19 protein-coding genes and 1 tRNA gene are annotated in these 18916 nt (G+C 52.5%); 19 read left to right on the forward strand and 1 reads right to left on the reverse strand.

Going from position 1 to position 18916, the window contains the following annotated elements; all coding sequences use genetic code 11:
• Positions 1-5: 5 nt before the first annotated feature.
• The 3 genes from murI to rdgB are packed head-to-tail and all read left to right on the forward strand — an operon-like array spanning position 6 to position 2135.
• Positions 6-827 (forward strand): glutamate racemase, encoded by an 822-nt coding sequence (gene murI, locus IMCC13023_RS03270; protein WP_007541217.1) that lies wholly within the window; start codon positions 6-8, stop codon positions 825-827.
• Positions 820-1560 (forward strand): ribonuclease PH, encoded by a 741-nt coding sequence (gene rph, locus IMCC13023_RS03275; protein ID WP_040324871.1) that lies wholly within the window; start codon positions 820-822, stop codon positions 1558-1560. Before murI ends, rph begins: the two co-directional genes overlap by 8 nt.
• A complete protein-coding gene (gene rdgB, locus IMCC13023_RS03280) occupies positions 1560-2135 on the forward strand; it encodes an RdgB/HAM1 family non-canonical purine NTP pyrophosphatase (protein WP_007541221.1) in 576 nt (191 codons plus the stop codon). The genes rph and rdgB overlap by 1 nt, the downstream gene beginning before the upstream one ends.
• Here the strand turns inward: rdgB and IMCC13023_RS03285 are convergent.
• A tRNA-Arg gene (locus IMCC13023_RS03285) sits at positions 2136-2207 on the reverse strand.
• Positions 2208-2462: 255 nt separating this feature from the next.
• Here IMCC13023_RS03285 and argS point away from each other — a divergent pair.
• The 16 genes from argS to atpA all read left to right on the forward strand — a co-directional run bounded on the left by argS (position 2463) and on the right by atpA (position 18896).
• Positions 2463-4121: an arginine--tRNA ligase gene (gene argS / locus IMCC13023_RS03290; RefSeq protein WP_007541223.1), complete on the forward strand. Its 1659-nt coding sequence runs from the start codon at positions 2463-2465 to the stop codon at positions 4119-4121.
• Positions 4122-4123: 2 nt separating this feature from the next.
• Positions 4124-5527, forward strand: coding sequence for a diaminopimelate decarboxylase (gene lysA / locus IMCC13023_RS03295; RefSeq protein ID WP_007541225.1), 1404 nt, complete (start codon positions 4124-4126; stop codon positions 5525-5527).
• A 2-nt stretch (positions 5528-5529) separates the two neighbouring features.
• Entirely contained in the window at positions 5530-6834 is a 1305-nt protein-coding gene (locus IMCC13023_RS03300; protein WP_007541227.1) for a homoserine dehydrogenase, read from the forward strand.
• Complete coding sequence (thrC, locus tag IMCC13023_RS03305) at positions 6834-7916, forward strand: threonine synthase (protein WP_040324874.1); 1083 nt, start codon at positions 6834-6836, stop codon at positions 7914-7916. Before IMCC13023_RS03300 ends, thrC begins: the two co-directional genes overlap by 1 nt.
• Positions 7913-8830, forward strand: a complete 918-nt coding sequence (thrB, locus tag IMCC13023_RS03310; protein WP_040324875.1) for a homoserine kinase — start codon at positions 7913-7915, stop codon at positions 8828-8830. The genes thrC and thrB overlap by 4 nt, the downstream gene beginning before the upstream one ends.
• A gap of 74 nt (positions 8831-8904) precedes the next feature.
• Entirely contained in the window at positions 8905-10584 is a 1680-nt protein-coding gene (rho, locus tag IMCC13023_RS03315) for a transcription termination factor Rho (RefSeq protein WP_007541232.1), read from the forward strand.
• 1 nt (position 10585) lies between these two features.
• Positions 10586-11662, forward strand: a complete 1077-nt coding sequence (gene prfA / locus IMCC13023_RS03320; protein ID WP_007541234.1) for a peptide chain release factor 1 — start codon at positions 10586-10588, stop codon at positions 11660-11662.
• Complete coding sequence (gene prmC / locus IMCC13023_RS03325) at positions 11662-12498, forward strand: peptide chain release factor N(5)-glutamine methyltransferase (protein ID WP_007541236.1); 837 nt, start codon at positions 11662-11664, stop codon at positions 12496-12498. The genes prfA and prmC overlap by 1 nt, the downstream gene beginning before the upstream one ends.
• Before the next feature lie 12 nt (positions 12499-12510).
• Positions 12511-13173 (forward strand): L-threonylcarbamoyladenylate synthase, encoded by a 663-nt coding sequence (locus IMCC13023_RS03330; protein WP_040324876.1) that lies wholly within the window; start codon positions 12511-12513, stop codon positions 13171-13173.
• Positions 13173-14288, forward strand: coding sequence for a glycosyltransferase family 4 protein (locus IMCC13023_RS03335; protein ID WP_007541243.1), 1116 nt, complete (start codon positions 13173-13175; stop codon positions 14286-14288). The genes IMCC13023_RS03330 and IMCC13023_RS03335 overlap by 1 nt, the downstream gene beginning before the upstream one ends.
• Positions 14278-14682, forward strand: a complete 405-nt coding sequence (locus tag IMCC13023_RS03340) for a Cg1360 family ATP-synthase-associated protein (RefSeq protein WP_050816719.1) — start codon at positions 14278-14280, stop codon at positions 14680-14682. Before IMCC13023_RS03335 ends, IMCC13023_RS03340 begins: the two co-directional genes overlap by 11 nt.
• A 110-nt stretch (positions 14683-14792) precedes the next feature.
• On the forward strand, positions 14793-15614 hold the full coding sequence (gene atpB / locus IMCC13023_RS03345; RefSeq protein WP_040324877.1) for a F0F1 ATP synthase subunit A: 822 nt from the start codon (positions 14793-14795) through the stop codon (positions 15612-15614).
• 21 nt (positions 15615-15635) lie between these two features.
• Complete coding sequence (gene atpE / locus IMCC13023_RS03350) at positions 15636-15866, forward strand: ATP synthase F0 subunit C (protein ID WP_007541251.1); 231 nt, start codon at positions 15636-15638, stop codon at positions 15864-15866.
• Positions 15867-15881: 15 nt separating this feature from the next.
• Positions 15882-16433, forward strand: coding sequence for a F0F1 ATP synthase subunit B (locus tag IMCC13023_RS03355; protein ID WP_007541254.1), 552 nt, complete (start codon positions 15882-15884; stop codon positions 16431-16433).
• Positions 16434-16436: 3 nt separating this feature from the next.
• Positions 16437-17228, forward strand: a complete 792-nt coding sequence (locus IMCC13023_RS03360; RefSeq protein WP_007541255.1) for a F0F1 ATP synthase subunit delta — start codon at positions 16437-16439, stop codon at positions 17226-17228.
• Positions 17229-17258: 30 nt separating this feature from the next.
• Positions 17259-18896, forward strand: a complete 1638-nt coding sequence (atpA, locus tag IMCC13023_RS03365) for a F0F1 ATP synthase subunit alpha (protein WP_007541257.1) — start codon at positions 17259-17261, stop codon at positions 18894-18896.
• Positions 18897-18916 lie beyond the last annotated feature (20 nt).

Genomic DNA, 18916 nt, shown 5'->3' on the forward strand with positions numbered 1-18916 from the left:
GTGGGGTGGATACTAGACCAATTGGAGTTTTCGACTCGGGAGTCGGTGGGCTCACTGTTGCCCGGGCGATTATTGATCAGCTTCCAAATGAATCTGTTCATTACGTGGGGGACACTCTTAATTCTCCCTACGGTCCGAAGCCGCTGTCACTAGTTCGCTCATTGGCGCTCGAGGTTATGGATGACCTGGTGGCCTCCGGCGTAAAGGTTTTGGTTATAGCCTGCAATTCAGCCTCGGCGGCTGTTCTGAGGGACGCCAGAGAACGCTACACGGAAGGCTTAGGGGTGCCGGTGGTAGAGGTGATTCAGCCCGCCGTGCGGACAGCGGTTGCAACGAGTGGAAATAAAAAAGTCGGTGTAATCGGTACCAGCGCAACAATTTCCTCTCGGGCCTACGACGATGCCTTTGCTGCCGCGGTTGACTTTCAAATAAACAGCGTCGCCTGCCCGAGCTTTGTCGATTTAGTCGAGCGGGGAGTTACGTCCGGCCCTGAGGTTGTTGAAGCTGCGACTAGGTATTTGGCGCCCTTGATTCAGGCAGGCGTGGACACTTTGGTCTTGGGCTGCACGCACTATCCGTTATTGCAGGGAGTTTTGGGTTATGTAATGGGCGAGGGCGTGAACCTTGTTTCTTCGGCCGATGAAACAGCGAAGGACGTTTTTCGAGTTTTGACGGAGCACGATCTGCTGGCGCCAACTGGAAACCAGGCTAAGTATCAATTTTTTGCAACCGGCGATGAACAAGAATTCGAGTCGTTGGCCCAGCGATTTTTAGGACCGGAAGTTACCAAAGTGCAGCATCTAGAAAGAAAGAGCATTGATGACTAGGCAAGACAATAGAACCAACACAGAACTCAGGCAGATTAGTTTCGAACGAAACTTCACCTTGCACGCCGAAGGTTCCTGCCTCGTCTCTTTTGGAAACACGAGAGTTTTATGCAACGCCTCTTTCACTGAGGGCGTTCCCCGTTTCAAAAAGGGTTCTGGAGAGGGCTGGGTGACAGCCGAGTACTCGATGCTGCCAAGAGCCACTCACACTCGATCGGATCGCGAGAGCGTAAAGGGCAAAATCGGCGGCAGGACCCATGAAATCTCCCGACTCATCGGCCGCTCACTGAGAGCCGTGATAGATGTGAAGAGCCTCGGTGAAAACACCATAGTTTTAGATTGCGACGTGTTGCAGGCCGATGGGGGAACCAGGACGGCGGCAATTACTGGAGCGTTCATCGCACTCGCTGACGCGGTCAACTGGGGAAAACAAAATGGATTTATCGCGAAATCGGCGACCCCATTACTGGACACTGTTTCGGCAGTTTCGGTTGGAATCGTCGGCGGAGAGCCGATGACCGATCTTGCATACGTTGAAGATGTCCGAGCTGACACCGACATGAACGTCGTCGTCACCGGCAGAGGTTTGTTCGTTGAAGTCCAGGGAACGGCAGAAGCTGCACCTTTTGACAAAAGTGAGCTTGATGCGCTTTTGGCGCTGGCTTTGCAATCAACCAGTGAGCTATCCATCAAGCAGAAGGAGTCTCTTGGCTCGATTCTGGAAACTCGCTGATGGAGTTGATATTCGCCACCGGCAATAAGCACAAGCTCGCCGAAGCGGAGTTCATCCTCGGAGCATCTTTGCCGCAGCTGAAGCTTTTGCCACACGAAGGGCCAGAGCCAGTTGAAAACGGAATTAGCTTTTTAGAAAACGCCGCCATCAAGGCTCGCGCGGCTTTTGAGGCCACTGGCCAACCTTCTTTTGCGGACGATTCTGGAATCTGCGTGGAGGTAATGGGTGGTGCCCCCGGTATCTTTTCTGCCATCTGGGCTGGGGGACGGGACGATGCGATCAACAGGCAGCTGCTTCTAGATCAGCTAAGAGACATCTCATCCGAGCATCGCAGTGCGTCTTTTGTTTGCACGATTGCGCTCGTCGAGGAGTCGGGGGAGACATTTTTTACCGGTGTTTGGCCCGGGTCCATAGCAATGCGAGCTTCTGGCGATGGGGGATTCGGTTACGATCCGGTGTTTACTCCGGAAGGTTTCGGGGTTACGGCGGCACAGCTTGAGCCGGAAGTGAAGTCCAGCCTGTCGCACAGGGCAATGGCCATGAATCAAATGGCGAGTTTTCTAGCTAACAGGTAGTGCCCCCAGCAGGATTCGAACCTGCGCTCCCGCCTCCGGAGGGCGGTGCTCTATCCCCTGAGCTATGGGGGCTTTAGGGTGATGCCAGCTTACTAGCCGAGCACCTGAATCCGACTTCCGGGTGCTGAGGGTTCTTGATTCTTTAACTTTCAAAAAAAGCGGAGGTGTGCTGACTGTCTTTTCATCCGTTGTGTCGCTCAAAATAGGGATTTTTTCGACGCGCTGCTTGGGATGCGAACTCACGGCGCAAAGAGCATTGAGGGTATGATTTAAGTTCATAACGGCTTGTGTAGAGCATCTCACCGTGCCTAAATTTAGGAAATACCCATGACTCCAGAACAGCTGTCAAGTGCGATTCTCAATGCACTAAGTCAGCTGATGGCTGAAGGGGGACTGGCCAAGGCCGACCTTCCAGCCGCTGTGGTTGTTGAGCGACCCAAGAACCGTGACCATGGCGATTGGGCAACTAACGTGGCGATGCAGCTGGGTAAGTCTTTCGGGATGACTCCAAGGCAATTCGCCGAAATTCTTGCATTGAAACTGGAGACAGTCGAGGGCATCTCCAAGGTTGAAATAGCAGGCCCTGGTTTTATTAACTTGTTCGTTTCAACCGGGGCTTCTGCGTCGCTTGTAAAAACCATCGTCGATCAGGGTGCTGACTTTGGTCGGGGAGACAGCCTGGTCGGAGTAAAGCTGAACCTTGAGTTTGTCTCGGCAAACCCCACTGGCCCCATTCACTTAGGCGGAACCCGTTGGGCCGCGGTCGGAGACTCCCTAGCCCGAATCTTTGACTTTTGCGGTGCCGAAGTGACTCGGGAGTATTACTTTAATGATCATGGTGGCCAGATTGACAGGTTTGCTAGGTCCTTGGTCGCCGCAGCAAAAAACGAACCGGCTCCCGAAGATGGCTATTCTGGCCAATATATTTTCGACATTGCCAAAACTGTCATGGATCAAGCCGGAAAAGACCTTCTCAGTCTCGAGTCCGATGAAACTCAGGAGGCCTTCAGGTCGATTGGCGTCGAGTTCATGTTTGCTCAAATAAGACAGTCGCTTCATGATTTTGGAGTTGATTTTGATGTTTTTTTCCACGAGAACTCGCTTTATGAGTCCGGAGCGGTCGAAAGGTCGATTCTGAGGCTTGGTGAAAAAGGGCACACGTTTGTTGATGAGGGTGCGACCTGGTTGCGCTCGAGTACCTTCGGGGACGATCGCGACCGTGTGATTGTGAAATCTGATGGTTCTAATGCATACATCGCTGGAGATATCGCTTATTACCTGGATAAGCGAGAACGCGGCTTTGATCAGTGCATTTACATGCTGGGCGCAGATCATCACGGCTATGTTCAGCGGATGATGGCTATTTGCGCTGCCTTTGGCGACACTCCCGGCAAGCATATGGAGATTTTGATTGGGCAAATGGTGAATCTGGTTCGAGCAGGTCAGCCGGTGAAAATGTCCAAGCGTGCTGGAACGGTAATAACCATGGAGGATCTTGTCGAGGCGGTTGGCGTTGATGCAGCCAGATATTCACTGGCTCGATCATCAATCAACTCGAGCCTGGATGTTGATCTTGAGATTTTGACAAAAAAGACCAACGACAATCCAGTTTTCTACGTCCAATATGCTCACGCTAGGACCAGACAGGTGTCCAAGAATGCATCGACTCAGCTCGTGGAACGAAGTGAGTTTGTTCCAGAGGCGCTCTCACATTTGAGCGAGCAGAATTTGATTGCACAACTTGCTCAGTTTCCTCAGGTGGTCGAAACCGCAAGTGAATTCCGTGAGCCGCACCGGGTCGCAAGATATCTGGAAGAATTGGCGGGGACCTATCACCGCTTCTATGATCACTGTCGAGTAATTCCACTCTCCGGGGATCCCGTAGAAACTGTCCATCGTTCCAGGCTTTGGCTGAATGACGCTTGCACGCAGGTGCTTGCTAATGGACTTGGGTTACTTGGGGTTAGCGCCCCGGAGAGGATGTAGTCATGAAGAATCCGCTCACGCCCGATTGGCTGGATACGCCAGCTAGCCTTTCCGATCTGGACCCAAGAATTTGGCCGAGAACTGCGAAGCGCAATGAACGCGGTGAGCTTTTAGTTGGCGGCCAGACCGCTTCTGACTTAGTGCGTCAGTTTGGCTCTCCGCTTTATGTTGTCGACCAAGAAGATTTTGAGTCGCGTCTTATGAGCACGCGCAGAGCCTTCTCTGATGCCGCCCAGAAAATCGGCACGACCGCTAAGTGCTACTACGCCTCTAAGGCGCTCTTGACGACCGAGGTTGTTAGGTGGGTCGACCAAGCTGGTCTTTCGATAGATGTTTCTACAAGCGGAGAGCTCGCAGTGGCCTTGGCTGCCGGAATTGAAGGACCGAGAATCGGACTTCACGGGAACAACAAGTCACTCGTCGAGATCGGCAGGGCTATTTCTGCTGGAGTCGGGGCCATTGTCATTGACTCAGAGCTAGAGATAGAACGCATTGCTTCGGTCGCTAGCGCTCAGGACAAAGTACAAGCAGTTCGGTTGCGAGTAAACACTGGTGTCCACGCATTTACCCATGAATATTTGGCAACCGCGCGTGAGGATCAAAAATTTGGAATTGCGCTGGTCGACGTGCCAGACATGGTCGAGAAGATTCGGTCGCACTCGCAGTTGAAATTTCTCGGGCTTCACTCGCACATAGGGTCGCAGATCTTTGTTGTTGACGGTTTTATTGCTGCTGCTGAGCGCTTGCTCGACGTGCACGCGAAGCTTTTGGCCGGTGGCGATGTGCCGGAGCTAAATCTCGGTGGAGGCTTTGGCATTAGCTACACTCAGGCCGATCGGCCATTGCCGCTTGATGAAATGGCGGGTCGAATAACAACCGCCGTGGCGCAGAAGTGCGAGCAGCTTGGAATTCCGGTGCCTGCGCTTGCCTTTGAACCAGGCAGGGTTATTGCCGGCCCAGCCGGCATAACATTTTATTCGGTTGGAACCCTGAAAGATGTTCAGGTAACTGATCAAGGCGCTTCGGCTACAAGAAAATATGTAAGCGTCGATGGCGGCATGAGCGACAACATCAGGTCGGCTCTTTACGAGGCCGAGTACAGCGCGACAATTGCCTCTCGCTCGTCCGATGCCGAAGCAACATTGAGCCGCGTCGTCGGTAAGCACTGCGAGTCAGGCGACATTGTTGTCAGACATGCATTGCTCCCATCTGATGTCTCGGTTAATGATTTGCTCGCCGTGCCAGCAACCGGAGCGTATTGCTTTTCGCTATCTTCTAACTACAACTATCTGCCTAGACCTGCTGTGATAGCAGTCAAGGGCGGTACCGCCAAGGTGCTCATCAGGGCGGAAACCGAGAGAGACTTGCTAGAACGAGATGCCGGCTTTGAGCCAGGAGAGGCTTAGAAATGCAAAGCGCGTATAGACCGATCAGAGTTGCCCTTTTAGGCGCAGGCTCGGTTGGATCACAGGTAGCCAGGTTGCTGCTTGAGAACTCTGAGGAACTAGCAAGCCGAGTAGGAACGAGCCTCGAACTGTCAGGCATCGCGGTTAGAAACTTGGAGGCGAAGCGGGATTTTGATGTTCCGCAAGAGTTGTTGACCGAGGATGCGGAATCGCTAATCCTTGGAAGCGACATAGTCATAGAACTAATTGGAGGCATTGAGCCAGCCAGGTCATGGATAAAGCTTGCTCTCGAGTCTGGCGCAGATGTTGTAACCGCCAATAAGGCCCTAATTGCAGCCCACGGGCCGGAATTATTCGGATTGGCTGACCAACTTGGCGCACAGCTTTACTTTGAGGCAGCGGTAGCAGGCGCAATTCCGATTATTAGGCCGCTGCGTGAGTCTTTGGCCGGCGACAAAATAAATCGTGTGATGGGCATCGTAAACGGCACGACGAACTTCATTTTGGATCGCATGGAGTCGACCGGCGCTGAGTTCGGCGACGCTCTGGAGCTTGCGAAGAAGCTTGGCTATGCCGAGGCTGACCCAACAGCAGACATTGAAGGCTTTGATGCTCAAAGTAAAGCGTCGATCATCGCGTCTTTGGCTTTCCACTCAGAGGTTCCGGTCGAGTCGGTTTATCGCGAGGGAATAACGAAGATCTCCGCGCAGCAGATAAACGCTGCCCGCACTGCTGGTTACGCTGTGAAGCTTCTGGCGATTTGCGAACGTGCCTCTAATGGAGAAAAAGAAGGAATAGTAATTAGAGTCCACCCGACTTTGATTCCGTTGTCTCACCCTCTTGCCGCGGTTCATGGAGCCTACAACGCCGTTTTTGTTGAAGCGGAGTCCGCAGGGGAGTTGATGTTTTATGGCGCGGGTGCCGGTGGTAAAGAGACCGCTTCAGCCATCCTCGGCGATTTGGTTAGCGCTGCGAAGCGCCACTTGGCCGGAGGCCCAGGACTCGCAGACTCAACCCATGCGAATTTAGAAATTCTTCCGGTTCAATCAGTAGTGACCAGATTCCAAATCACTCTCGAGGTGTCAGATGAGGCCGGAGTGCTGGCGTCGATAGCGTCGGTGTTTGCCGAGAATGGTGTGAGCGTCGAGACTGTTCAGCAGAGTCCTGCGGATCAGGATGCGGCTGCAGTGCTAACCGTGATGACACACGTGGCTTTGGAGTCCGACCTAGAGAAGGTCGTAATTGCACTTCGCAAAAATCCGGCGGTCGTAGACGTGAACTCGGTAATCCGAGTGGAAGGACTCTGATGGCGCACCAATGGCGTGGAGTAATTCGCGAGTATATGGATCGGCTTCCATTTGAAACTGGTGATCCGATTGTGACTCTGGGCGAAGGCGGCACCCCTCTAATCGAGGCACCTGCTCTTGCAAAATTGCTAGACGTTGGCAATGTCCACTTGAAATTTGAAGGAATGAACCCTACCGGATCGTTCAAGGACCGAGGGATGACCACGGCTGTCTCAAAGGCAAAAGCACACGGCGCCAAAGCAGTGATCGCTGCTTCTACGGGGAACACTTCCGCAGCCGCAGCTGCCTACGCTGTCAAGGCCGGAATGCAGTCGGTTGTATTGGTGCCGGCTGGAAAAATTTCTTGGGGAAAGCTGTCCCAGGCCGTTGCGCACAAGGCAAAGATTTTGCAGGTTCGTGGAAACTTCGATGACTGCCTTCGGCTTGCTCGTGAGTTGAGCGAAAACTATCCGGTGTTCTTGGTGAACTCCGTGAACCCGGATCGTCTGCAGGGCCAAAAGACCGCGGCTTTTGAAGTGGTTGATGTTCTTGGTGAGGCGCCAGATCTTCATGCGATGCCGCTAGGTAATGCCGGTAACATCTCCGCCTACCACCTGGGTTACCGGGAAGAGGTGGCGGATGGGAGAATCAAGAAGCTTCCGAAGCTCTTTGGCATTCAGGCTGAAGGGTCTGCTCCGTTTATAAAAGGATCACCGGTGGCGAAGCCAGAAACTATTGCTACTGCCATCAGGATCGGAAACCCAGCTTCTTGGGATTTAGCTCAAGAGGCCAAACGGGACACCGATGGCGGTTTTGACGCCGTGAGCGACAAGCAGATTTTGTGGATGCATCGGTTCTTATCTCAGGAGTGCGGCGTTTTCGTTGAGCCTTCGAGTGCGACCGGTGCTGCTGGTCTTTATAAGATCAAGCAGCAAGGAAACCTTCCGGCCGTGAATACCGTTGTGGTTACAGTTACGGGCCACGGCCTGAAAGATCCCGACTGGGCTCTAAAAGACGAGCGTGGTCGCTCAATCAAGCCAAAAAAGGTTGGAGCAACCGCTGACGCGGTGGCTGGAATCCTGGGACTGGAGCGCGAAAAGTGAAGATAGTAACCGTTAAAATTCCAGCAACTACTGCGAACCTTGGTCCCGGCTTCGACACTCTGGGGATGGCACTTTCCTTTTACGACAGCTACGAAGCAGAAGTAGTTTCTTCGGGTCTAGAAATTTCAGTTTCGGGTGAGGGGGTCGGCGACATTCTTCTAGATGAATCAAATCTGATTTATAAGTCTTTGGCCCTAGTTTTCAACAAGCTCGGTAAAAAAGTCCCGGGTCTAAAAATTAGATGCGACAACAACATTCCTCACGGCAGAGGAATGGGGTCTTCCGGGGCAGCGGTTGCCGGCGGAATCATGCTTGCAGCCGGGCTCTTGCAAGACGAGATTGAAATTAGCGAACAGCAGCTGTTGGGCTTTGCCACGGAACTAGAGGGTCACCCCGACAATGTGGCGCCGGCACTATTTGGCGGTTTGACCATTGCATGGGTGGAGGAGGACGGGGTTCCCCGCCACAAGAAACTAACGGTTCACCGAGGAGTTTCTCCATTGGTCTTGGTTCCACCGCATCAGATGTCCACAAAGCTAGCCAGAAGCTTGCAGCCGGAATCTGTTCCACACACGGATGCCGTATTCAACGTCTCCAGGTCGGCACTGCTTGTTGCTGCCCTAACCCAGAGCCCAGAGCTAATGCTGGCGGCAACCGAGGACCGGTTGCACCAGAGCTATCGATCCAGCGCAATGCCGGAGACATCGGCTCTCATCAAAAAGCTGAGAGCTCACGGTCACCCCGCAGTAGTTTCTGGGGCGGGCCCGTCGGTTTTGGTTTTGGAAGACGACCCAGCAAAACGAATGGAAGCCATAGCTCTTGTGGAGAGCTCTTTTCCCGACTGGCGAGTTTTAGCTCTTGCAGTTGATGTCAAAGGTGCTAGTCTTTTAGTGCAGTCAGGATCAGGCACCTAAACGCCCGCCACTGTATCTTTCTTCAAGTTTCCAGACAACGGCAGTTCGCCGCATAGAAATGAGTAATAAAAAACATGGATGAAATCCAACAAGATAAGCCCGTTCGCCGTTCCAGGCGAGCAACCGGTTCTGACTCATCAGAGACCAAGGTAGGAACCGAGGCGTCAGAGCAGTCAGACAAAACAGCCAAGGCCGAAAAGCCTGAGGCCAGTTCAGGCGCCGAGCCAAAGAAGGCACCGGCCAGACGACGCACTACAGCTTCGAAGTCAACTTCCGAAACTTCTGAAACTTCTGCCAAGAAGGCCCCATCTGAGTCTTCGAGCGACAAGGCCGGCCCAAGCAAGCCAGAATCCAACAATGACCGGTCTGAGAAAAAGACTGATTCTGGTAACGACGCTGAGCCAAAAACTGGTCAGGGGCCAGAACGTTCAAATAAAGAAGATAGCGAAACCCGAAGTGGTGACCGCGAAAACCAGCGCGATAGAGATGACGAGCGTCGCGGGGGAAACCGTAACCGACGTGGACGTTACCGCGATCGTGACCGCGACCGTGGACGTGGACGCGGACCACAGGACGAGGCTGAGCCTGAAGTAAGCGAAGACGATGTCCTCATCCCAGTTGCTGGAATCTTGGACGTGCTGGATAACTACGCGTTCTTGCGTACCTCCGGTTACCTTCCTGGCGACAACGATGTTTATGTTTCCTTGGGCCAGGTAAAGAAATACGGCATGCGCAAGGGCGATGCGGTAGTTGGTTCTATTCGCCAACCGCGTGATAACGAGAACAACCAGCGTCAAAAATTCAACGCTTTAGTGAAGGTTGAATCCTTGAACGGGCAGACTCTTGAAGAGTCGGCCGAGAGGGTTGAATTCGGGAAGTTGACTCCGCTTTACCCGGACACTCGCTTGCGTCTAGAAACTGACAACAAGCGTCTCTCGACAAGAATTATTGACCTAGTCGCTCCGATCGGTAAGGGGCAGCGTGGACTCATTGTTTCGCCGCCAAAGGCCGGTAAGACACTAGTTCTTCAGGCTATTGCTAACGCTATTTCAACTAACAACCCTGAGGTTCACCTCATGGTCGTTTTGGTTGACGAGCGACCAGAAGAAGTTACGGACATGCAGCGCACCGTCAAGGGTGAGGTAATTGCCTCCACATTTGATCGCCCTGCAGAAGACCACACAACTGTTGCCGAGCTCGCCATCGAGCGCGCAAAGCGTCTGGTGGAGATGGGTCATGACGTGGTTATTTTGCTTGACTCGATCACGAGATTGGGTCGTGCCTACAACCTGAGCGCACCGGCATCTGGACGAATTTTGTCCGGTGGAGTTGACTCCTCGGCTCTGTACCCACCAAAGCGTTTCTTTGGTGCTGCCAGAAACATTGAATTCGGCGGATCGCTGACCATTTTGGCAACTGCCCTTGTTGATACCGGATCCAAAATGGACGAGGTTATCTTCGAGGAGTTCAAGGGAACCGGAAACATGGAGCTCAGGCTCTCTCGTCAGCTTGCTGACAAGCGAATCTTCCCTGCCGTTGACATCAATGCTTCTGGTACCAGACGTGAGGAGCTTCTAATGAGCCCTCAGGAGACCAAGATTATTTGGAAGCTCCGCAGAGCGCTTGCAGGCCTTGAGCAGCAGCAGGCCCTCGAGCTAGTTCTGAATCGCTTGAAGGAAACAGCGAGCAACGTTGAGTTCTTGCTGAAGCTGGAGAAGTCAATGCCAGTTCCTTCAGATTCCGACGGAGAATAACTTGGCTGATTCGCTTGCGGGCCTAAGGGCTGAGCACGCGAGTTTGCAGGAGCAACTCAGTGACTCGGCAGTACACGCCAACCCTGGCTTGGCTAAGAAGATTAATAGACGCTATGCCGAGCTCAGTGCGATTATTGGCGCTGACGAGCAGGTTCGTGGTTTAGGTGATGACTTGGCAGCGGCCAAGGAGCTCTCTAAAGAGGATTCCGCATTTGCCGAGGAACTTCCAATCTTGGAAAAGCAACTCGCTGAAGCCAGCGAAAAGCTCAGACGACTACTTATCCCGAGAGACCCGGATGACGGCAGAGATGTAATTATCGAAGTCAAGGCCGGTGAAGGCGGAGCTGAGTCAGCTCTGTTCGCGGCCGATCTTTTGAGAATGTATTTGCACTACGCGACCTCTAAGGGTTGGAAAACCGAGGTTCTTAGCAAGACAGAGAGCGATTTGGGCGGAATCAAAGACGTTCAGGTGGCCATTAAGTCAAATGCAACGGATCCGGCCCAGGGTGTTTGGGCGCACATGAAATATGAGGGTGGAGTCCACAGGGTTCAGCGAGTTCCAGTAACTGAAACTCAGGGAAGAATTCACACTTCAGCTGTCGGTGTTTTAGCTTTTCCTGAGGTTGATGAGCCCGAAGAGGTAGAGATTTCTCAGAACGATATTCGAATTGACGTTTTTCGCTCCTCGGGACCGGGCGGACAGTCGGTTAACACGACGGATTCGGCTGTTCGAATAACTCACTTGCCAACGGGCATAGTAGTTTCAATGCAGAACGAGAAGTCTCAGCTGCAGAACCGTGATGCGGCGATGCGAGTTCTGCGTGCCAGAATTTTGGCGGCTCAGCAAGAAGAGCTAAACGCCGAGCTGTCTGCGGCCAGGAAGTCACAAGTCAGAAGCGTCGACCGCTCCGAGCGCATCAGAACTTATAACTTTCCTGAGAACCGGATTGCCGATCATCGCACTGGTTATAAGTCGTACAACTTGGATCAGGTGATGGACGGAGCTTTGGAGCCGGTGGTGCAGTCTTGCATCCAAACCGACGAAGAGGCCCAGCTGGCGGCATTCGGCGATAGCTAGTGCTCGCCTCCACATCTTTGAAACAGGCCGAAGCTTCACTTTCGGCCGCAGGGATAATTTCGGCAGCAGTAGAGGCAGAGCTTCTGATGTGTCATTGCCTGGAAATCTCAAGGGGTGAGTTAGCCACTCAGCTTGTTCTTGATACTGACCTTCAGGCACCAAGCGGGTTTTTTGATCTAGTCGATCTGCGCTGCACCAGAGTTCCATTGCAGCACATAACCGGCAAGGCTCCTTTTCGCTCAATAGAGCTCAGTGTTGGCGAAGGTGTTTTCATTCCACGTCCAGAGACCGAACAGGTCGTTCAGGTCGCAATTGATTTCCTCGCATTGCTGCCGGGAGAGCCCCTGGCATTGGATATTGGAACCGGCTCAGGTGCTATCGCGATTTCGATTGCCAAGGAAACTCATGCCAAAGTAACCGCGATTGAATTATCAAGAGCTGCCGCAGAATTTGCGCGGGCAAACATAGGCGCCCTAAAGGCGAATGTCGAGTTGCTGGAGGGCGACTTCATGGAGCTCATTGGTGATTTGCCGCAATTTGACTTGATTATTTCCAACCCTCCTTATATCCCCAGCACCATGGTTCCACTCGACCAAGAAGTTAGGGATTACGACCCGGCTCTGGCTCTCTACGGCGGCGAGGATGGCCTCGAAATTGTTCGAGATCTCGTGGCTAGTACGAAGCTGATTCTTAGAGAGGGCGGATTGCTTGTTTTGGAGCATGCCGATGGTCAGTCTGATTCGATCTGTGAATTACTATTAGAAAACAATTGGCGCAGGATTCAAGTCCATCCGGATCCAACCGGAAGACTTCGCGCCGTGAGTGCGACAGCGTAGCCGGAGGCAGGGATGCAGCGAGTGTATGACTGTTCAGTGGACACTGATTTACTGACGGGTTTCAGGCAGGCAAAAGTAGCCTTGCAGCGCCATGAAGTTGTTGTAATACCCACAGATACCGTCTACGGCATTGCGGTGGATGCTTTTAGCCACAAGGCTGTCGAGCTCCTTCTTAAAACCAAGGGCAGAGAACGAAGCGTTCCGCCACCGGTGCTTATTCCAAAAGTTGAAACTCTTTCTGCTTTAGCCACTGACTTGCCTCTGGTTGCAAGCAAGCTGGCAGCAGCTTTTTGGCCCGGAGCTCTAACCATGGTTCTTCGAGCTCAGCCGTCACTGGACTGGGATTTAGGGGAAACTCGGGGGACAGTGGCACTTCGAGTCCCGGATCATAAAATCACTCTCGCGCTTTTAGAGGATGTTGGGCCGTTGGCCGTATCGAGTGCGAATACCACCGGGAATCCGGCGGCTGTTACCGCGCAGCAAGCGTTTGATTATTTTGGCGACAAAGTGCCTGTCTACCTAGATGGCGGCGGTAGCCCTAAGGGAGAAGCGTCCACCATTTTGGACTTGACTCAAGTCAGAGATGGCGAGGCAATACGCGTTTTACGAAAGGGCGCATTGTCGCTCGAGCGAATCAGAAGTGTGATTGGCGATGTGGAGCTTGAGGTCGACTAGTGCGGGCATACTTACTAGTCGCCATAATCACTGCGGTGGTTAGCTATCTGGCGACCTGGGCAGTTCGGTACTTAGCAAAGCGCTACGACATCACTCCTGCCATCAGGGCTCGAGATGTACACAAGACGCCCACCCCAAGAATCGGTGGCGTTGCAATCTTTTTTGCAATCGTGGTCGGCATTATTGCAGCTGGATCCTTCGGTTGGTTCGAGTCGGTATTTAGAGATCCAGGTCCGATCTGGGCAATAGTCGGAGCCGGTGGACTTATCGTCGTTGTGGGGCTACTGGATGACCTAATTGAACTTGACTGGACAGCCAAAATGGGAGGCCAAATAGCCGCAGCCTGGATCTTGGCTTCCAGCGGTGTGCAGATTGTCTCACTACCGATTGGTGGTTTGACCGTCGGCAGTTTTGGGGTCTCTCTTGCAATAACTGTTTTCGTGGTGGTGCTTGTAATGAACGCGGTCAACTTCATTGATGGCCTTGATGGCCTTGCTGCTGGCGTAGTGGGCATCGGGACATTGGCCTTCTTCATATACAGCTACGTTTTAGCTCAGCAGACGTCTCCAACGGACTACTTTTCGATTGCCGGCATGCTGTCGGCGGTCGTGCTGGGAGCTATTGCAGGCTTCCTGCCGCATAATTTCAGCCCCGCAAAAATATTTATGGGCGATTCCGGGGCGATGCTGCTTGGACTAATGATGGCTACCAGCGCTATCGCTGTCACCGGATCAATTGATCCGGCTACGGTCACCAGAAATGATCTGCTACCCGCTTTGATTCCATTGGTTCTGCCGGTGGTGATTCTATTGGTGCCGCTTTTGGATCTTCTGCTGGCCGTCGTTCGCAGGGTGCGAAGGGGGCAATCTCCGTTCGCGGCAGACCGAGAGCACCTTCATCACCAGTTGCAGGACCTGGGCCACTCGCATCGGGGAGCGGTGCTGGTTTTCTATCACTGGACTACGGTTGTTTCGCTATGTCTCCTGCTTTTTTTCTGGATCGATGCCGCGCCAGTTATCATCATTTTTGGGGTGTGGATGATCATCGCCCTAATTCATACTTACTGGCCGGTTTTTCGGAGAGTAACTCGAGCAAGGAGCAGTCTTGGCAAATAGTTCAGACACTTTATTTTCCAAAGCACTAAGGCTCAGCACATTGCTGGCGGTTGCAATAGCGATTGTCGGCTCTCTGCTGGGTTATCTGTTTTATCAATTGCCAGGAGTTTTCGCGGCTCTGTTAGGCGCTGGAGTCTCAGCTTTGTTTGGGACGATGACGATTCTGAGCATCTGGTTCGGTGGCAAGCTATCCCTAAATGGTTTCTACGCGATGGTGCTTGGTGGCTGGTTGTTCAAATTTTTGTTGTTCGCAGGGGTCTTGCTCGCTTTACAGAACGCAGAAGGCTTTGCTGGTCCGGTGTTTTTCTTCGCGGTCGTGGCAACCGTGCTTGGTGGCCTGGCCATAGATTCTTGGCTGGTCTTGAAGGGCAGAGTTCCAACTGTTGGGAAATAGTCACTTTTTTTCGATTTTGCTCCACGAGGCGTCGTGCGTCTTTTATACTAATTACAAATCCATGATCATCTCGCGGACTGAAGTATGCCGCCCGGACCAGGAGAACAACGTTGTTAAGTGCGCTAAGCCTGTTTAAGGCTGAAGATGGGGAGTTCAGTCCCCCGAGCATTTTCGAGTTTTATCCTGAAATAGTCGCTTTTGCTGACACTCCTTTTGCAATCAACCGGATCATGATGATTCGTTTAATTGTCATGGTCCTGCTGATCGTTATTTTCTGGCTGTGGACCGCAAAGTTTAATAAGGCTGTCAAAACCGGAAACGTTGTCCCGGGCCGTTTTCAACTGCTCGGTGAGCTAGCGCTAAATTTCGTTCGGAAATCCATTGCTCATGACCAACTGGGCGAAAAAGATGGAGAACGATTCCTTCCGCTTTTGACCACAATCTTCTTCATGGTGTTCGGAATGAACATCACCGGAGTGATTCCGTTTGCGAATATCGCGGGAACCTCTGTGATTGGTATTCCACTTGTCCTTGCCGGAGTTGCCTACGTGACATTTATCTACGCTGGAACCAAGAAGCACGGCATTCGATTCTTTAAGAATTCACTGTTTCCTTCGGGGGTTCCAAAACCTTTCTACATCTTGGTGACCCCGATTGAGCTGTTGTCGACTTTCATCCTGCGACCAGTCACCTTGGCGCTTCGATTGTTGATGAACATGATTGCCGGCCACTTGCTGCTGGTTCTTTGTTTTTCCGCAACACAGTTCTTCTTTTTTCAGGCCGACGGACTCATGAGCCTATTCGGAGTCGGAACCTTGCTATTTGGTTTTGCCTTCACTCTTTTTGAGATCTTGGTTTCGGTTTTGCAGGCTTACGTATTTACACTTCTGACTACTGTCTACATCCAGTTGGCATTAGCAGACGAACACTAAACCCCCACGGAAGGAAATAAAGTGGACGCAGTAAACATCGCCGAACTATCCGGCAACATAGCAGTCGTAGGCTACGGTCTGGCTGCAATTGGACCAGGAATTGGTGTAGGACTGGTGGTTTCAAAGACCATCGAATCCATTGCTCGCCAACCTGAGCTAGCAGGACGACTACAGGTCACAATGTGGCTAGGTATCGCCTTCACTGAGGCTCTTGCCCTGATTGGTCTTGCGACCCCATTCATCTTCGTCTAAGAAAGCGATAAAACGATGATTTCCAGAATTCTTGCAGCAGCCGCACCAGAGGGGGCCGAAACGCCTAACCCACTGTTGCCGGCTGACTATGACATTCTCTGGTCGTCAGTTGTCTTCGTAGTTCTTTTGGTGTTCTTCTGGTTCAAGGTTTTGCCTGGATTCAAAAGAATGCTCGACGAGAGGGCACAGGCTATCGAAGGCAGGCTTGCCGACGCCGAAGCTGCGCAGAAAGCAGCCGAGGCTCGAACTGCAGAGGTTGAGGCCGACAAGGCTCAACTTCGAGCCGAGTCTTCTTCGATTAGAGAAGATGCTCGAGCTGAAGGAGCCGCGATTCTTTCGGAACTAAAGCAGCAGGCGGCTAAAGATGCAGACCGACTCTCCGAAACAACAAAGGCGAGTTTGCTGGCAGAGCGAGACTCAGCAGCGAACGCACTTAGGGGAGAAATTGGCGCTCTAGCGATCGAACTGGCTTCTCGCATAGTTGGCGAAAAGCTTGACGATGACAAGGTTGCCAACAGAGTCGTTGACGAGTTCATAGCTGAACTAGAAGGCAAGAAGGCGAAGTAAAAAGTGGCATCAAGCACGAGGCAATCAAGGCTATTAGCCGAGCAGGAACTCTCCAAGCTCGGCAAAGTTGGCCTGCTCATGACAAGTGAGCTTTTTGCCGCCACCAACGCTTTGCTTTCAAGCCCACAGCTTCGTTCGGCACTTTCTGATCCTTCGGCCCAGGCCGCAGGCAAGTCCAAGCTGGTTGAGGCCGTATTTGGACCCAAGCTTTCGAAAGAAACCGTGGGACTGCTGGGCAAAATGGCTCAAATGCGATGGTCTGCGACTAGGGACTTGGCGCTAACCGCCGAAGCTCTGGGTGTTCGAGCTGCTGCAGCCGCTTCAAAAGACATCGATGCTGTCCAGGCAGAATTATTTGCCGTTGGTCAGATAGTGTCCTCCGATCCGCAGCTAGAGCTAGCGCTGTCTTCGACCAGAGCATCGGTAGAGGCAAAAATGGTGCTAGTTGCAAAGCTTTTGAACAACAAAGCAACTGAAACCACGAGCATCTTGGCCGGTCAGGCTGTTCACTCGAGAACCTTTAAGCGATTCGCTGAGGTTCTGGAGCAGTATGGAATGTGGATTGCCGAGTTCGCTGGCGAATCGGTTGCAAATATTCGGGCCTCAAAAGAGCTGTCCGAAGATCAACTGTCAAGATTGTCAGCAGCACTGACGAAAGTTTTTGGTAGGGAACTTCAACTTAATGTTGAGATAGACCAAGAAATAATCGGTGGATTGCACATCACCGTGAACGGTGAAGTCTTGGACGCCACCGTTCTAACAAAACTTCAAAACGCAAGATTGCAACTCGGTTGAGTTGAAACCAACAAGTAAGCAGAGGAACCAATGTCAGAGCTAAAGATCAACCCGAACGAAATTCGGGATGCCCTGAAGGACTTCGTGTCGTCCTACGAGTCAAAGGGGACCGACAAGCAAGAGGTTGGCTACGTCACGGACGCAGCTGACGGTATTGCACACGTGGAGGGATTGCCGTCCGCGATGGCGAATGAGTTGCTCAAGTTTGCCGATGGCACTCTGGGTCTAGCTCTCAACCTAGACGAGCGTGAAATCGGTGTAGTTATCCTCGGTGAGTTCGGCGGTATCGAACAGGGCATGGAGGTTCACCGAACCGGTGAGGTTTTGTCTGTTCCGGTTGGAGACGGCTTCATGGGTCGCGTTGTGGACCCACTGGGTGTCCCAATTGACGGACTGGGTGAGATTAAGGCAGAGGGTCGCCGTGCGCTTGAGCTTCAGGCTCCAGGCGTGATGGATCGCAAGTCAGTGCACGAGCCGCTACAAACCGGTATCAAGGCCATTGACGCCATGATCCCAGTTGGGCGTGGTCAGCGACAGCTAATCATCGGTGACCGCCAGACAGGTAAGACCGCTATTGCGGTTGACGCGATTATCAACCAGGTTGAAAACTGGAAGTCGAAGGACCCAAATAAGCAGGTTCGTTGTATCTACGTGGCTATTGGTCAAAAGGGCTCAACAATCGCAGGTGTGCGCGGAGCTTTGGAAGAAGCCGGCGCAATGGAGTACACGACAATCGTTGCTTCTCCAGCGTCTGATGCTGCTGGATTCAAGTACCTGGCTCCTTATACCGGTAGCGCCATAGGGCAGCACTGGATGTATGCGGGCAAGCACGTTCTGATCGTCTTTGATGACCTGAGCAAGCAGGCAGAGGCCTACCGATCAGTGTCATTGCTACTTCGCAGGCCACCGGGTCGCGAGGCCTACCCAGGCGACGTTTTCTATCTTCACTCCAGATTGCTTGAGCGTTGTGCAAAGCTCTCGGATGCAATGGGTGCCGGTTCGATGACTGGCCTACCAATCGTGGAGACAAAGGCGAATGACGTATCCGCATTCATTCCGACCAACGTGATTTCCATCACCGACGGTCAGATCTTCTTGCAGTCAGATTTGTTCAACGCCAATCAGCGACCAGCTATCGACGTTGGTATCTCGGTCTCCCGTGTTGGTGGAGCTGCTCAGCAAAAGGGCATCAAGAAGGTTTCTGGAACCTTGAAGCTTGAGCTAGCTCAGTACCGATCCCTTGAAGCGTTTGCAATGTTCGCATCTGATCTTGATGCTGCGAGCAGGAAACAGCTTGCCCGCGGAGCGAGACTCACAGAGCTATTGAAGCAGCCTCAGTATTCACCGTACCCAGTTGAAGACCAGACAGTTTCAATCTGGGCCGGAACTGCAGGCTTGCTTGATGAGTTGCCGGTAGAGGACATCCTGAGATTTGAGCAGGAGTTCTTGGATTACCTAAAGCGCAACTCGAAGGCTCTGACAACTATCCGCGAGACTGAGAAGCTAGAAGATGACACCATCAACGAGCTTCAGAAGGCGATGGATCAGTTCAAGAAGATGTTCCAGTTGCACACCGGGGAGCCACTAATCGGTTCTGGTAAGGACAACGTTGAGGCGCTAGCCGACGACGAAATTGACCAAGAGAAAATCGTTCGCCAAAAGCGATAGAGACAAGTAAGGGTTAGGTT

Origin of the sequence: Candidatus Aquiluna sp. IMCC13023 (assembly GCF_000257665.1) — a bacterium.
Classification (GTDB): domain Bacteria; phylum Actinomycetota; class Actinomycetes; order Actinomycetales; family Microbacteriaceae; genus Aquiluna.